Source organism: Vibrio sp. ABG19, assembly GCF_029962385.1.
Taxonomy (GTDB): Bacteria; Pseudomonadota; Gammaproteobacteria; order Enterobacterales; family Vibrionaceae; genus Vibrio; species Vibrio ostreae.
Window position 1 is genome coordinate 872246 of sequence record NZ_CP071708.1, and the last position, 14867, is coordinate 887112.

At 54.2% G+C, this 14867-nt stretch carries 13 protein-coding genes; 8 read left to right on the plus strand and 5 right to left on the minus strand.

The features are described from left to right. Positions 1-28: 28 nt before the first annotated feature. The 3 genes from J0X00_RS10160 to J0X00_RS10170 are packed head-to-tail and all read right to left on the minus strand — an operon-like array spanning position 29 to position 5886. Positions 29-376, minus strand: coding sequence for a gamma-glutamylcyclotransferase (locus J0X00_RS10160; RefSeq protein ID WP_282478004.1), 348 nt, complete (start codon positions 374-376; stop codon positions 29-31). A gap of 39 nt (positions 377-415) precedes the next feature. Beyond that, positions 416-4174, minus strand: coding sequence for a translocation/assembly module TamB domain-containing protein (locus J0X00_RS10165; RefSeq protein ID WP_282478005.1), 3759 nt, complete (start codon positions 4172-4174; stop codon positions 416-418). Continuing rightward, a complete protein-coding gene (locus J0X00_RS10170) occupies positions 4171-5886 on the minus strand; it encodes an autotransporter assembly complex family protein (RefSeq protein ID WP_282478006.1) in 1716 nt (571 codons plus the stop codon). Before J0X00_RS10170 ends, J0X00_RS10165 begins: the two co-directional genes overlap by 4 nt. A gap of 176 nt (positions 5887-6062) precedes the next feature. On the opposite strand from J0X00_RS10170, the gene msrA reads away from it, so the two are divergent. From msrA to J0X00_RS10210, 8 genes are all read left to right on the plus strand, one after another. After that, a complete protein-coding gene (gene msrA, locus J0X00_RS10175) occupies positions 6063-6692 on the plus strand; it encodes a peptide-methionine (S)-S-oxide reductase MsrA (protein WP_282478007.1) in 630 nt (209 codons plus the stop codon). 123 nt (positions 6693-6815) lie between these two features. Beyond that, positions 6816-7367: a YtfJ family protein gene (locus tag J0X00_RS10180; protein ID WP_282478008.1), complete on the plus strand. Its 552-nt coding sequence runs from the start codon at positions 6816-6818 to the stop codon at positions 7365-7367. Positions 7368-7440: 73 nt separating this feature from the next. Then, a complete protein-coding gene (locus J0X00_RS10185) occupies positions 7441-7755 on the plus strand; it encodes a DUF2607 family protein (protein WP_282478009.1) in 315 nt (104 codons plus the stop codon). A gap of 111 nt (positions 7756-7866) precedes the next feature. Continuing rightward, positions 7867-8478, plus strand: a complete 612-nt coding sequence (locus tag J0X00_RS10190; protein WP_282478010.1) for a DUF2796 domain-containing protein — start codon at positions 7867-7869, stop codon at positions 8476-8478. Positions 8479-8529: 51 nt separating this feature from the next. Continuing rightward, positions 8530-9246 (plus strand): ABC transporter ATP-binding protein, encoded by a 717-nt coding sequence (locus tag J0X00_RS10195; protein WP_282478011.1) that lies wholly within the window; start codon positions 8530-8532, stop codon positions 9244-9246. Further along, positions 9243-10502 carry an ABC transporter permease gene (locus J0X00_RS10200; RefSeq protein WP_136485142.1) on the plus strand — a complete coding sequence of 420 codons (1260 nt, stop codon included), beginning with the start codon at positions 9243-9245 and terminating at the stop codon, positions 10500-10502. Before J0X00_RS10195 ends, J0X00_RS10200 begins: the two co-directional genes overlap by 4 nt. A 104-nt stretch (positions 10503-10606) precedes the next feature. Continuing rightward, on the plus strand, positions 10607-11086 hold the full coding sequence (locus tag J0X00_RS10205; protein ID WP_240798177.1) for a DUF3299 domain-containing protein: 480 nt from the start codon (positions 10607-10609) through the stop codon (positions 11084-11086). 379 nt (positions 11087-11465) lie between these two features. Then, positions 11466-12362: a TIGR03899 family protein gene (locus J0X00_RS10210; RefSeq protein ID WP_282478012.1), complete on the plus strand. Its 897-nt coding sequence runs from the start codon at positions 11466-11468 to the stop codon at positions 12360-12362. Between the two features lie 98 nt (positions 12363-12460). Here J0X00_RS10210 and cysC read toward each other — a convergent pair whose 3' ends face one another. Together cysC and J0X00_RS10220 are read right to left on the minus strand one after the other, a co-directional pair. Then, the gene (gene cysC / locus J0X00_RS10215) at positions 12461-13090 is read right to left on the minus strand and encodes an adenylyl-sulfate kinase (protein ID WP_282478013.1); all 630 of its coding nucleotides are present in this window, start codon (positions 13088-13090) and stop codon (positions 12461-12463) included. A gap of 33 nt (positions 13091-13123) precedes the next feature. Continuing rightward, a complete protein-coding gene (locus J0X00_RS10220) occupies positions 13124-14848 on the minus strand; it encodes an SLC13 family permease (RefSeq protein WP_136485151.1) in 1725 nt (574 codons plus the stop codon). Between the last annotated feature and the right edge of the window lie 19 nt (positions 14849-14867).

Here is a 14867-nt window from a genome sequence, read left to right on the forward strand (position 1 = left end):
AGGCAAATCACTGCTGGCTTTTTTGTGGTCAAATCCGCTGACACCAGTCACCGGATTCAATCAGCGAGTCGAGACCGCCGGTATCCTGATAGATATAAATCCACGCAGTGCCAAAAGGAGTGGCCAGACTCTCGCGCCGATATTCAACCGGCACGTCTTCCAGAATGTCCAGCTTAGCCAGTGTCTCATCATCGACCCGGTACACTTCGCCCACAATCGACTGATGGCCAGCGATCAGGCCGGGATACGGTCCCAGATCATGCAAGGCAAATACCGGCTGGGTTTCAAAACGCCCCAACAGTTCACTCTCGCTCAGGAAATGATGATTGCTCTCTCCCTGACGCAACGTCCCATATACAAACACCAGATGCTGCACAGCCTTCTCCTCATTGACAGCCAACGCCGTCCTACTGCATTAGTCAAACTCAAAGCGATACAGTATGTCGACAGCACTGTCGAGTCCGGATACCGCCTCCAGATAGAGATCCTTCAATAACCGGTAGCGGACGGTAAATTCCCCTACTGAGTTAAAAATACCCACACCATACTTGACTTGCAAGCCCGGCAGAATGTAACCACTGACCGTGACCTGCGAATCATCCCCGCTGCCAGCGGTATCCAGTTGCAGATTCTGCACGCCGAGCTCCTCACCCAGCTGGCCAACCACCTTACCACTCTTGGCCAGACTCAGCCCGATCAAGGTCGTGGTCATCGCGTTACCACCGGTTTCAGAATCAATATCCTGGCCGCGCAACAGGTACGACAGCGCGTTAGCCTGCGGCATCGCCGGGTCAGAGAAAATCGACACATTCGGCTCATCGGCCGGGCCGGTCACCTGTACTCCGGCGGTCACATCGTCCTGGGTGTTGTCCGGGTTACGAATCGCCTTGATTGACAAATAGGGCTGATCAACCGGTCCGTTCATCAGGATCTTACCTTCCTGAATAATCAAATCCTGACCAAACGAACGGTACTGACCATCGGTAATATTAACCTCACCGGTCACAAACGGACCCTGATCTTTCTGGCTGACATTAAGCTGTCCCACCAGACCAGCTTCGAGGCCAAAGGCGCTCAGTTTGAAATCATCGCCAATCGAAATGCTGACATTGGTTTCGACATTAAACGGCACGGCCGTTTCATCGCTGATGGGCTGCTGATTTTCATCCACCAGCACCTGATCTTTCGACACCCCGACAGCACTCGGCGGCAGATCTTCCACTACAATTCTTCCCCACGGCAGCGCGATATGACCACTGATTTGGGCCAGTTGCGGCTGCATAGCCAAATTGAGATCCGGCACCACTTTCATCTTCACCATCGGCGGCATATCCACCAGCAGCGATTCTGCGCCGACATGGGCATTCACCCGCCAGTCATCCATCTGCTGCCAATCGGCGTCACCCGTAATGTCCAGTTGACCATCCGGAGTCTGGATCGCAGCATTCAGGCCCGCCTGATAGCCGTTGAAATCCAGATTAACTTCACCGGACTGGACCTCAACCGGCGCAATGTCGCCCTGCACTACAATATCGCTGACGGCGAAGCGACCGTACACTTTCGGATGCAGCAGTGGTCCGTTGAAGGTCAGATCCGATTGTAATGTCGACTTAACCTGACTGTATTCACCGATTAAAGGAGCGAGGAAATCAAGATTAAAGCGGGTCAGAGTCAACGCCCCTTCCATCTGCCGATCCTGACTGGTGACATCGGCTATCGATACCTGACCACTGACATCACCGTTATCAGTCACATCCAGTTGCCAGTCAGCCTGCAATTGATTGCCCTGCAGTTTGGCGTTAATTGCCACCTGATCCCAGCCAAGATGTACGGTTTCGCCAGCCTGCTGCTCGACATAACCCGCCGGCATACGCAACGATGCATCGACCTGCGGCGCTTTATTGGCTGACCAGCTCACTTGGGCATTCGCATCCAGTGCCCCTTTGAGCTTGGTTTCCTCCGGCAGTAAATCTTTAATCTGCTCAAACTCAAAGCCTCGCAACGAGACTTGCGCGCTGCCCTTTTCTCCCACTTGCGCCGGTTTCTCAAGGCACAGCGATGCCCCCGCCTGCTGCCAGCAGTGCGCTGCAATGGTCGCCTGCTGAGTATCAATATTGGCGTTGACTGCCGTGGCCTGATTGAGGCGCCAGCGCCCTTGCTGCGACTCAATCCACATCCGTTGTAGCTCGCCGTTCCACACCCTCTGCGGGTCCTGCAGCAACGAGCCGCGAATCGCCAGACTGGTCGCCGCCACATCCGAGTCCACATCCAGAGTCAGCTGGTGCTCAGCTTGCGAGCCACTCGCGATCAGACGGGCGGAGCGAATATGCTGCTGCTCAACGTCAATGTCATTGACCTGCAGGGTCAGATCGGCTTTAGGCTGCGGCAGTGGGCTGACATTGCCACGCAGCGTCAGATGACCAATCGTCGCCATCTGCTGCCAGGCCAGCTTGTCACCATCCAGCGCCAGTTTTATATCCGGCTGTTGCAGCGCTCCGCGCAGCAACACATCACCAATCACTTTGCCTTTCAGATCGGGCACCGATTTGGACAAATCCGGTAAATTGATCGATACGTCCATACGCCACTGCTGGTCGAGTTCACCTTGAGCAACAAGGCGGTTTGCACCATGCGCTATCGTCACACCGGGCGTTGAGACTGTAAACTCGCCCTTTCCGCTGGCATCTGCAGCGCTGAGACGACCATTAATATTGAGCGGGTAACCGGCTATGTCACCCTTGATGGCCAGTAACGGCAGCTCGGCTCGCCAGCCGCCCTGCGCCGTCAGTTGCCCCGACGTGGTCAGTTCGCCATTAATGACACCTTGCGCTTCGGGCCATTGCAGGCCGGGCTGAATATTGTCGAGTCGCAGACTGGCCTGCCAGTTAACCGGCGCATCCCAATTGGCTGTCGCCTGCCCGGCAATTTCACCGCCCAGAGTGGCTATCTTGAGCGCATCAAGACTCACCTGATGCAGGTCACCGTTGCCGGTCAGTGACAGTGTGGTATCCGGCATGCCTTGCCCTTGCAGCTGGCTCTGCACATCAAACTGATAGCCCTGCAGTGAGCCATGCGCCTCAATACGCGGCGCCTCAACACGGTATTGCCCCTGACCGACCAGCGGCCACTGCGCCGCCAGATCGCGAATCGAGGCCGTGAAAGGTAAGTCAGCGTTTAATGGCTGCAAACTGGCCTCAATCTGCGCCCGGGCACGCTGACCCAGTTCAGCCTGCAGTTTGAGATCCGCCGCGCTGCCACTGGCCTGTAAATGCAGTGTCTGCCCCTTAGCTTCATCCAGTAACAGAGTCGACTCGAGATTTAACGCCAGCGGATAATCGCCCTGCAGGGTCGCTTTGCCATCCAGCTTGGCAGTTGCTTGCGGCATGTCGAGTTCAAGCGTGGTCACATTAACCTGAGAACGATAGGCGTCGGCCTGCAAACCAAGATGATTAATGATGACCGGCGTTGCCTGATGCAGGGTGAAATCACGCACATCAAAACGGTTCAGCTCCACCCGCAGCGGAATAATCACCTCAGGCAGAGTGATATCTTCACGGGGTTGACCCTCTGCACCTGCGCTATTATTGACCGGCTCATCCGCCGTCTGCGCCAGTGTGACATCAATGCCCTGCCATTCAGTCCGGCCGATGGTCAGCCGGTTACTCTGAAACTGGGCCCGGGTCGAAAACTGCTGCCAGCGGATCTGGTTACCGAGCACGTCGAGATCAATATTGCTCAGACTCAGGCGGCCGATCCGAATCGGTACCGGCGTGGCAATATGAGTGACCGGCTCAGACTCTGGTGTGCTTTCGTCACTGGCCGGCGGTAATTGCGGCAATGATAACTTGAGCCCGTCAACCGCCACTTCATTAATACACACCACAGGGTCGAGCAGACAACTGGCCTGCATCGCCAGAGTCAGGTGGTCAACCCGGGCATCGATATTGAGCCCCGGATCGTTAAAACGCACCTCACTGAGGGTGAAACGCGGCAGCAAAGCCCCCTGACTGGAAGCGATGGTCAACTGAGGCAGCGCCTGCTGCGCGCCCCAAACGATCACATTCAACCCGGGTCCGGTAAATAACAGCGCAGCGATCGATAGCGTCAGCACCATGATCAACACCACCAGCGCCGCGGTCAGCCATTTGGTCCAACGTATGGCTCGTTTGATCATAACTCAGGCCCCAGGGTAAAGTGGATCTTAAAGCGATCGGCCGGATCCAAATCCAGGCCCCACGCGAAATCGAGCCGAATCGGCCCGACCGGCGAAATCCAGCGGATCCCAAAGCCGGTACCGGTTTTCCAGTCCGGCGTATCGTTAAAGGCATCCCCATAATCGACAAACAACGCACCCCACCAGTTACCGGTCAAACGGTACTGGTATTCCAGCGTGCTGGTGGCGATGTATTTAGCCCCGCTTAACGATCCGGTCTCATCGCGCGGTGAAATGGACTCATACCCGTAACCGCGCAGATTGTTATCACCACCGGCAAAGAAACGCATCGATGGCGGCAGCTTATCAAATTCTTCCGCGAAGTTAGCTCCGCCATCAAGGCGGATCAGACCACGGTGGTTACGGCCAAAGCTGCGCAGCCAGGAAGTCCCGGCCAGGAGGCGCGTCACCCGGGTTTCTGAGAACAGATCCGGATCGCCGTACTCCAGCGTAACGGTCTGCTTATCGCCCCAGGTCAGCAGCGAGCCGCGCATTCGGGTCCGACTGCGGGTATAACTGATGCCAGGCAGAATGTATTGCGCCGCATCATCCAGTACACCCTGTTGGTAATCTTCCACCAGGTAACGCACAAACAGGGTGCGGTGCCAGCCGTTATCCAGCACCCAGTGCCGCTCCAGTGCAAGATTGGATTCAATACTCTGTGTGTCACGGTTATCGACATGCTTCATGCCGTACTGAATGCGATAGTACTGGCGTAACACATCATCAAGCGGAATCTTGTAGCTGGCGGTGACACTCTGCTCCGGAGCAGAAATGGAGAAACTGCTGTCGAAGCTGTGACCAAGATCGTTAACCCACGGTTTTTTCCACTTCAGTGAGCCGCGCACTCCGACGTCGGTCGAATAGCCAATACCGGTTTCGATCTGGTTACGCGCCTGCGGGCTCAAACTGACATTGAGCGGCAGTTGCCGTCCCTGACCAAGCTGCGATAAATCTGGTGCCACCACCACCGAGGAGAACCACTCGGTATTGGACAAATTCTGGTTGTACTCCCCAACCTGAGCCACCTGATACGGGTCGCCGGCCTTAAACGGGCTCAGTGAGCGCACCCGGTTTTCATCAATCTGACTGCCCTCAATCAAGGTTTCGCCAAACTGATAGCGAATACCGCTTTTATAGTGCAGATGCACGTAGGCCAGGTTCAGAGCGGGAGAGACTTCCAGGCGGCTGGTCACGAACTCACCGTCAAAGTAGCCTTTTTGCAACGCCAGATTCCGCAAGCCGGATTTGAGGCTGTCGTACTGACTGTGATTCAAAGGCTCGCCGACTTTGAGGCCACTGCGTTCAATCAGACGTTGGAAATCCGCATCATCCTGCGCCTCGCCTTCAATCCTAATATCAACCTGCTGCAGGCGCACCACTTCACCCGGCGTGATACGCAGCGTCATTGCGGCGTTAGGCTCGGTGACTTCAAAATCAAACTCAGGATGATAATAGCCCAGCGCATTGAGCGCTTCTGTCAGCGTATGTTCCAGGCGCGACTGAAAACGCAACTGAGTTGAATAGTCGGCGGGCGGAATCGAAGAGAGGTAGGCGTCGGCATTACTTTTCAGCTCCCCCTCCAAGCCCTCGATCGTGAGATCAACATCGGCGAAAGAGGCAGCAGAATAAAGCAAAGCCGGGATTAGCGCTGGTAATAAATTTCGTCTCATGCTTAAGTTAGTGGCGTTGAACAGCAGTTAAGGTTTCACTAGTTGAGAATCATACCGACTATATGCAAATACGTCTGTATGAAAAGCGTCAATTATCCGGTCTTACTGTTGAATAGTCAGGATTTAACCCACATCCTGGCTATCGTCATACCGTCAGCGAATCAAAAGGATAAATCATGTTAGACAAACAAATGATGGTTAGCGCTGAAACCGCTTTACCCGGCCGCTCTACCCCTTTGAGTGTAGATGATACCCACTTCGTTAACCAAACCAGTCTGAGTGCCGCACCGGTTAACGGCCAGCAGCAAATTCTGCTGGGCATGGGCTGCTTCTGGGGTGCTGAGCGCCTGTTTTGGCAGATTGAAGGAGTCGTCTCAACATCGGTCGGTTATGCCGGTGGTTTTACCCCCAACCCGACGTATGAAGAAGTGTGTACCGGTCTGACCGGCCACAGCGAAGTGGTACGGGTGGTGTTTGACCCGCAGGTACTGCCGCTGGAGCAATTGCTGCGCGCGTTCTGGGAACGGCACGATCCGACTCAGGGCATGCGTCAGGGCAACGATCTCGGTACTCAATACCGCTCAGTCATTTATACGTACAGTGATGAGCAACAGGCCATTACCGAGCAAAGCCAGGCCGATTACCAGTCACTGCTCAGCGAGCAGCAACGTGCTGTGATCACCACAGAGATTGCGCCAGCCGGCCCGTACTATTACGCCGAAACTTACCATCAGCAGTATCTGGCCAAAAATCCGCAAGGTTACTGCGGACTGGGTGGCACCGGAGTGTGTTTTCCACCTCAATAAGAGACTAATCCGGCTCGACCTTTAGTCTAATCAGGTTACCTGACACGCAATCCGGTAACCTGAATTTCTCAGCCAGCCACTTTCTATGCTATATCTTTTGGTGCTCAACCAAAGGAAAATATAATGAAAAATAAAACGCTTATCGCCATACTGCTGGCGTGCTCTCCCACCCTTGTCTCTGCTCATAACCTGCATATTGGCCAAACACTGCCCGAAGTGTCGGTACAGCAATACGGTGAAGTCATCCTCAACAATAACGATACCATTTTTCAAAGCTGGAACAGCCAGCAGATGGTCGGCAAAGTGCGGGTGATCCAGGCCATCGCCGGACGCAGCAGCGCGAAAGAACTTAACCAGCAACTGATGAGCGCCATCAGCGCGGCGAAGTTCCCGGCTGAGCAGTATCAGACCACCTCGATCATCAACCAGGATGATGCGATCTGGGGCACCGGATCGTTCGTTAAATCTTCCGCGCAGGACAGCAAAAAAGAGTACCCGTGGTCCTCGATAGTGCTGGATGAAGACGGCAACGTCGCCCGGAGCTGGGCACTGCAACCGGAATCTTCAGCCATCATAGTGCAGGATAAACGTGGCCAGATCCTGTTTGTGCATGAAGGCGCGCTGGATGACAGCCAGATAGAGCAGGTGCTGCAACTGGTGCAGCGTAATCTCTGACCATAATCTCACTTGCCTCTCCGGCTGATTGTTATAGTATAACAAGGTTAGGATAACCAGCGTCGGGTCAGTCATGCCGAAAAGTCTGTACAGCATACGAGTTCACAGCAGGAGCGTGGCGATAGTCGCGCTCCTGCTGACGCTATGGCTGATTGTTGCCGAGGTAAGTCACCAGCAGGACACTACGACGTCTCATCACGCTCATCACCAATGCCAGTTGTTCAATGGCCTGCAACATGGTCTGGCCCAGGCTCTGCCTGAACTGGCGCCGTGTTCGGGCACCTCATATCTCCAGCCCGATAACCGGGTGGTACGGCTACCCCAGCCTCCGACTGACTATTGCGCCCGCTCACCACCGACTCTCGCTCTGCAGTACCTCTCGGCTTAACGCCGTTCACGTTTTCTATTTCAACATTATTGTTGCTCAGAGTAGGTGGCTACCCAGCGCCATCTGTGATGTGACGTAATGTGTTTCACTGCTTATTGACGGAGTCAAACCATGTTTAACCAAACCATGCTGGTTCTCAGCATCACTGCAGCGCTGTGCGGCAGTGCTTTCGCCCAATCCGAGTTTCGCCAGCATGACGCTCACGTTCACGGCCATGTTGAGCTCAATATTGCCCAGGATGGCCATGACCTGTTAGTCGAAATCACCGCGCCCGGCGCCGATGTCACCGGCTTTGAACATGCGCCGCAATCAGACAGCGAGATCAGACTGCTCAATCAGGCGCTCGAGAATCTCAATCAGGCGGATTCGCTGTTTACCCTGAGTGAAGCTGGCTTATGCTCACTGCAACATGCTGACGTCGGCCATAATCTGGGCGACCACCAGCCGCATCATGATGATGAACACCATGACCATGATGATCATGCCAGCCATGACGACCCGCACCATGCTGACGATGATGCGGATCATGCCCACCACAGTGAACACGGTGCGTTCACCATTCAATACCAGTATCACTGTGAGCAGATCAGCGACCTCAAACAGATAGAAACCCATTGGTTTGATTTATTCCCGTCCACACGCGAAATGCAGGTCAACCTGCTGACCGACAATAGGCAAACCGCGACGGAACTGACGCCGCAGCAAACCGTCATTTCACTGTAATAGGCATACGGGTAAGTGAGCACTTACCCGATTTTTCGCCAAGGAGACGTGATGAATCAACCCCATCTCTATTCTGCCGAGCAGGTGATTGCCCTGGAAAATGTGGTGTTCCGGTGGCCGGACACGGACCAGCCGACTCTGGATATCGCCGCACTCGCTGTCGCGGCCGGGCAGCATCTGTTCATTAAAGGGCCAAGCGGCTGTGGTAAATCCACGCTGCTCAGCCTGCTGACCGGTATCAATACTGCCAGCCAAGGCCGGGTCAGCCTGCTGGGGCAGGATTTGGCCCGGCTCAAGGCCAGCCAGCGCGATCGGTTCCGCGCTGACCATATCGGCTATATTTTCCAGCAGTTCAACCTGCTGCCCTATTTATCTGTGCTGGATAATGTCATTCTGCCGTGCCAGTTTTCCGCTCTGCGCAAGAGTAAAGTCTCCGGCGCACTGCAGGCTCGTGCCTGCGAACTGCTGGAGCGACTGCACCTGCCTCACGCCCTGCTGCACAAATCGGTGCTGGAGCTGAGTATCGGCCAGCAGCAACGGGTTGCGGCGGCGCGCGCCCTGATTGGCGAACCGCATCTGATTATTGCCGACGAACCGACCTCAGCCCTCGATCATGACAACCGCAGCGCATTTATTGATTTGTTACTGGAAGAGGTCAATCGCGCCGGTTCGACGCTGGTGTTTGTCAGCCACGACCCGACGCTGGAGTCATGCTTTGAACGAAGCATTCACTTACCTGTCATTAACCGCGCACGGGGGATGCAATGAGTGTCATCGCCAAATTAGCCTGGAAAAGTCTGCTCAACCGCAAACTGACCGCACTGCTGACCATACTGACCGTCGCCATTTCCGTGCTGCTACTGACCGGCGTAGAACGCATTCGAACCCAGGCCAAGAGCAGCTTTGCGAATACCATTTCCGGGACTGACCTGATTGTCGGTGGGCGCTCGGGCTCTGTGAACCTGCTGCTCTATTCGGTGTTTCGGATTGGCAACGCCACCAACAATATCGACTGGCAAAGCTACCGCGAATTCAGCCAGCATCCGGCGGTGAAGTGGGCAATCCCTATCTCACTCGGCGATTCACATCGCGGCTTTCGGGTCATGGGTACCAATCACAGTTATTTCGAACACTACCGCTTCGGAAGTAAGCAGTCACTTACTTTCAGCCAGGGCAGACAATTCAATGGCCTGTTTGAAACCGTGCTCGGTGCCGATGTGGCGAAAAAACTCGGCTACACCATCGGCAGCGAAATCATTATTGCCCACGGCATCAGTGATGTTGCCTTTGCCCGGCACGACAAGCTGCCGTTTAAAGTGGTCGGTATTCTGGCGCCGACCGGTACCCCGGTCGACAAAACCGTGCACGTCTCGCTGGCTGCGATTGAAGCCATTCATGTCGGCTGGCAGTCCGGTGCCCATCTGGGCAATACTCCGGATGCCAAGCAACTGGCTGAGCAGCAGTTTGAGCCACAACAGATCACTGCCATGTTGCTCGGACTTAAATCGAAAATTCAGACCTTTGCCCTGCAACGGGAAATCAACCAATACCGTCAGGAGCCGCTCAGTGCCATCTTACCTGGAGTCGCACTGCATGAGTTATGGGGCATGATGTCAGTGGCAGAACAGGCTTTGATGGCCGTGTCGGTCTTCGTAGTGGTCGCCGGGCTGCTTGGCATGCTGAGCAGCCTGTTGACCAGCTTGCAGGAGCGGCGGCGCGAGATGTCCATCCTGCGTGCGATGGGAGCGCGGCCAAGACACATCTTCAGCCTGCTGATCAGTGAGGCCGCTCTGCTGACTCTGGCCGGTATTGTGCTCGGAGTGCTTGGGCTGTATGCCCTGCTCGCGCTGGCGGCTCCGTTGATTGAAAGCCAGTACGGGATTCGTATCGATCTTGGCGCTATCAGCCGCCACGAATGGCAACTGCTGGGTTATGTGCAATGCGCCGGAATTGTGATAGGAATTGTACCGGCCTTGCGCGCCTATCGGCAGTCGCTCAGTGATGGGATGACCATCCGGCTGTAAGTGGCAGCCACCCGATAACGACACTGACAACATCCATCTTCGTCCCGGCGCTTAATCAGCCGGGACCACGACAAGGAACGACTATGAAAACGTGTTACCAGGCAATGTGCATACTGCTGCTCAGCCTCTGTGCGCCCGCCGCGTTGGCGAGCGATGATGTGCTCCAACTCGACTGGCTCGATTTGATCCCGCAAAACGAACGCAACCAGTTTGACCAGCAGGGATTACCCATGCCGGATCACAGCGGCAACGCCCAGGCCAAACAGTCTAAAATCGGCCATGTGCGCCCGGAGCTGAACGGCAGTAAAGTCAAAATTCCCGGCTTTGTTATTCCGCTCGAAGGGGATGAAAATACCGTGACTGAATTTCTGCTGGTGCCCTACTTTGGCGCCTGCATCCATGTGCCACCGCCGCCACCGAATCAGATTATTTATGTGAAGTTTCCGCAAGGTGCGCCCGTGCAGGAGCTGTGGGACATAGTGTATGTGGTGGGGACATTGAAAACAGACCCGGTCAGTCTCGAACTGGCTGAAAGTGGCTATACCCTGCAAGGGGACAACCTTGAGCCTTACGACGACATGTAATAGCGAGCTAACCAGCCATTCTTTGGGTTTAATGAAAGTTTTCGGTTAGCAAAAATGTTCAGTGAGCCAACGTTGTTCAGTTAGCACAAGTCTGGATTGGTTAAGAAAACCACCTGTTGATTGTGATGCTAAATCAGATATTTGGACAGATACGTCAGTACACCCAGGTAAATGACAAACAGTAAAACAATCGACAGGTGCTTGCGCATTCTGTTATCCCCGCACTCTTTCATACTCACCCCCAGCGCCAATGATTAACAATTTTAACAAATTATTATCATCCGTGGTAGCGCAAATTTGTCGATCGTAACTCTGGCTATCACCGCATATACAGGGTAGATTTTAACCTATGTGTGTCTCTGTATAAGTGCCCGAAAACATGGCCGATCCTAAACAATCCGTGCTGATCGAACACGAAACAACAACCGGCTCCGGCCAGGAAAAACGCTCCCATTATGTCAAAGACAGTGCTAACCGCATTATCGCGATTGCCCAGCAGCATGGCCTGGATGCTTTACTGAGCAGCGAGCCGGCCAAAAAGACACCCTTTGAGCGGGCCTTAAAACGCGAGCGCGATCGTAAAGAGCAGCGCCAGAAGAATCTTGAGCAAATCGTACGTCTGGCGCATGTGTCCTGTCGCAATGAAACAGCTGGAGAACCGGATCAGGACTGGCTGTATCGTTTTTTTGATATGGCCCAGGATATTCATAATTCATCGATGCAGCGCCTGTGGGCACAAGTACTCAAGCGTGAAGTGACTAATCCGGGTTTTACTTCGATGAAAGCGCTGCAGGTCCTGCAGGGTATGACTCCCAAAGAAGCGCAGATTTTGCAGCGTGCAGCCGCTCTGGCCTGCAGTTTCGGCACCGATAGCAGCCTGAAACTGCTATTTGGCCTCAAAGTTCAGCACAGTCTGTTCCGGCTGGGTAAACGGGAAAGCACCAATACCCTCAATATCGGTAACCATCAACTGCCCTACGCCAGCCTGCTGGTTTTGATCGAACTCGGCCTGTTGCACGCCAGCGAACTGGAGTCGGGAGAAATTGAAATCGATCCGCCCCTCAGTCTCAGTTATCAGGGTAAGCAGCTGTCGTTAAATGCCAACTCGCGCGGAGTGCGCCTGCTTTACTACCGCTTTTCACCGACCGGTAATGAGCTGTGCCGTCTGCTCGGTAATAAACCGAACATGAATTATTACGATCAGCTGGTCGCGCTGCTGAGTCAGAAGTTTACCGTGCATAGCGACGCCAGCAGCAGTATTCACCATACGGTGTAAGTCAGCCGGAGCGCTGAGCCGAGATCAGAAACAAAAAATCAGGCCGGGGCCTGATTTCTCTATTTCACTCTGACTGAGCACTTGATGTCAGTGTTTGATCATCGCGCTGAGCGCTTGATGATCGCGCGTTGCGTCAACGCGGCCACACACTGATCTACCAGCTCATCAATACTCTTATCTCCGGCCGGCAGATCGATTTCCGGATTCAGCGGCGCTTCGTAAGCTGAATCAATACCGGTGAAATTCGGGATTTCGCCAGCACGTGCTTTCTTGTACAGACCTTTCGGGTCGCGCTGCTCACACACTTCCAGCGAAGTGTTGACAAACACTTCGATGAACTCGCCTTCCGGCAGCAGGTCACGCACCAGCTGACGCTCAGCACGGTGCGGAGAAATAAACGCCGTCAGTACAATCAACCCCGCATCGGCCATCAGCTTGGCCAGCTCACCGATACGACGGATATTCTCGCGGCGATCCTGTTCCGAGAAGCCTAAATCGCCGCACAGACCGTGACGTACATTGTCACCATCCAGCAGGTAAGTGTGAAAACCCAGCTCAGCAAGGCGGTTTTCCAGTGCGCCAGCGACGGTTGATTTGCCTGCACCAGACAAACCCGTGAACCAGAGTACGGCCGGTTTTTGCTGTTTCAGCTCGGCACGAAAGTGCTTATCAACCGCATGTTGATGCCACACGATGTTTTCGTCTTTCACATTAGATGCGGTGCTCATAAGTCATCCTTCTGCACATTATTGATTGTAAAATTAAAATGGAAAAAATACTGGGATCAGGGTCAGCACCAGAGTGGAGTAGACCAGCGAAATCGGGATACCGATACGCACATAATCCGACATTTTGTAATTGCCTACGCTATAAACCAGTAGGTTGGTCTGATAACCGTAAGGCGAAATAAAACTGGCACTGGCACCAAACAGCACGGCCATGATAAATGGCATCGGATCGACACCGTAGCCGACGGCCATACTGTAGCCAATCGGGAATGCCAGTGCCGCGGCGGCGTTATTGGTAATCAGTTCCGTCAACACCAGGGTGACCAGATAGGTCGCCACCAGGGCACCAAATACACCCCAGCCGTTAAACGCCTGGATAAACAGCCCGCCCATTTCCTGCGATAATCCGGACGAGATCATCAACTGGGCAATGGAGAGTGCTGAGCCGACAATCACCACGATATCGAGCGGGAAGCGGCGTCGCAGCTCACTGACCTGTACGATGCCGCACACAAACAGCACTAATAAATACGCCAGCAGCCCTTTGATAATCGGCAAAACACCAAGCAGGGATGCAGCGATGACGGCGGCAAAGCCGAGCAATACCAGGCTGGATTTGCTGGTATCGAGTTTGGCACTCGAATCAAGATCGTTGATCAGCACAAATTCACGGCTGTTGGAACGGCGCTGAGCATCGAAACCTTTACCCGGAACCAGAACCAGAGTATCACCTGCGGTGAGGGTAATATTACCCAGCCCGCCTTCGAGACGCTCATGACCACGGCGAATGGCGACGACAACGGCATCAAAACGATCCCGGAAACGGCTCGATTTCAACGTGGTATTACAAAAACTGGCCGATGAGCTGACCACAACTTCAACAAAGTTCTGGCCATTGAGATGATGCTGGCCAAACAGGGTCAGCCCCTGAATCTCCTGCAGCGTGGAGACACTCTCAACATCGCCACAGAACAACAGACGGTCGCGCGCCTCAAGGATAAAATCCGGTCCGACCGAGCGGACGCTTTCGCCGTCACGAATCACTTCGGCCAGAAACAGTTTACGCAGCTCACGCAGATTATTTTCTGCGATGCTGTGCCCGACCAGAGGAGAGCCCGGCTCAACACTGGCCTCAAGAAAATAGGGTAAATCATCCTGACTCTGTTCATCATAGCTCGGCAGCAGATAGCTGAGCGGGATCAAGATGATCACACAACCCACCAACACGGCCAGGCCGATCAAAGACGGGGCGAAAAAGCCGAGGCTGGGTAGCCCGGCATCTTCGACAAAGCTATTGATGATCAGGTTGGTCGAGGTGCCGATCAAAGTCAGGGTGCCGCCAAAAATTGCGGTATAAGAAAGCGGGATCAACAAACGCGAAGGCGCATGTTGCTGGTTGCGTTTGATCGCTCCGATCAACGACACCACTACCGCCGTGTTATTCGTAAACGAGGATAAAAACGCGGTTGAGAACCCCAGTTTGGCGACAACCATGCCGAGATTACCTTCAGAAATATTACGGCTTACCCAGCTGACCAGACGCGTTTTTTCCAACGCCGTCGAAGCCAGAATAAGTAACACTAAAGTCAGTAAAGAAGCGTTAGTGAAATTCGCCGCCAGCTCGGTGACATCCATCATGCCAGTCATAAAAGCAGCAAATGCTGCGCCGGCAAAGATAAAGCTCGGCTTAATTCGTGTCACTAACAGACAGGTCACAATGCCCAGCAGAATCGCCAGTACCAGCCCTTGTTCCCACATAACGCTTCCCTCGATATGG

Bases quoted from the DNA above. Each gene is read 5' to 3' on its own strand.
- J0X00_RS10165 (WP_282478005.1), bottom strand. From the start codon at position 4,174: ATGATCAAACGAGCCATACGTTGGACCAAATGGCTGACCGCGGCGCTG.
- J0X00_RS10170 (WP_282478006.1), bottom strand. From the start codon at position 5,886: ATGAGACGAAATTTATTACCAGCGCTAATCCCGGCTTTGCTTTATTCT.
- msrA (WP_282478007.1), top strand. From the start codon at position 6,063: ATGTTAGACAAACAAATGATGGTTAGCGCTGAAACCGCTTTACCCGGC.
- J0X00_RS10180 (WP_282478008.1), top strand. From the start codon at position 6,816: ATGAAAAATAAAACGCTTATCGCCATACTGCTGGCGTGCTCTCCCACC.
- J0X00_RS10185 (WP_282478009.1), top strand. From the start codon at position 7,441: ATGCCGAAAAGTCTGTACAGCATACGAGTTCACAGCAGGAGCGTGGCG.
- J0X00_RS10190 (WP_282478010.1), top strand. From the start codon at position 7,867: ATGTTTAACCAAACCATGCTGGTTCTCAGCATCACTGCAGCGCTGTGC.
- J0X00_RS10195 (WP_282478011.1), top strand. From the start codon at position 8,530: ATGAATCAACCCCATCTCTATTCTGCCGAGCAGGTGATTGCCCTGGAA.
- J0X00_RS10200 (WP_136485142.1), top strand. From the start codon at position 9,243: ATGAGTGTCATCGCCAAATTAGCCTGGAAAAGTCTGCTCAACCGCAAA.
- J0X00_RS10205 (WP_240798177.1), top strand. From the start codon at position 10,607: ATGTGCATACTGCTGCTCAGCCTCTGTGCGCCCGCCGCGTTGGCGAGC.
- J0X00_RS10210 (WP_282478012.1), top strand. From the start codon at position 11,466: ATGGCCGATCCTAAACAATCCGTGCTGATCGAACACGAAACAACAACC.
- cysC (WP_282478013.1), bottom strand. From the start codon at position 13,090: ATGAGCACCGCATCTAATGTGAAAGACGAAAACATCGTGTGGCATCAA.
- J0X00_RS10220 (WP_136485151.1), bottom strand. From the start codon at position 14,848: ATGTGGGAACAAGGGCTGGTACTGGCGATTCTGCTGGGCATTGTGACC.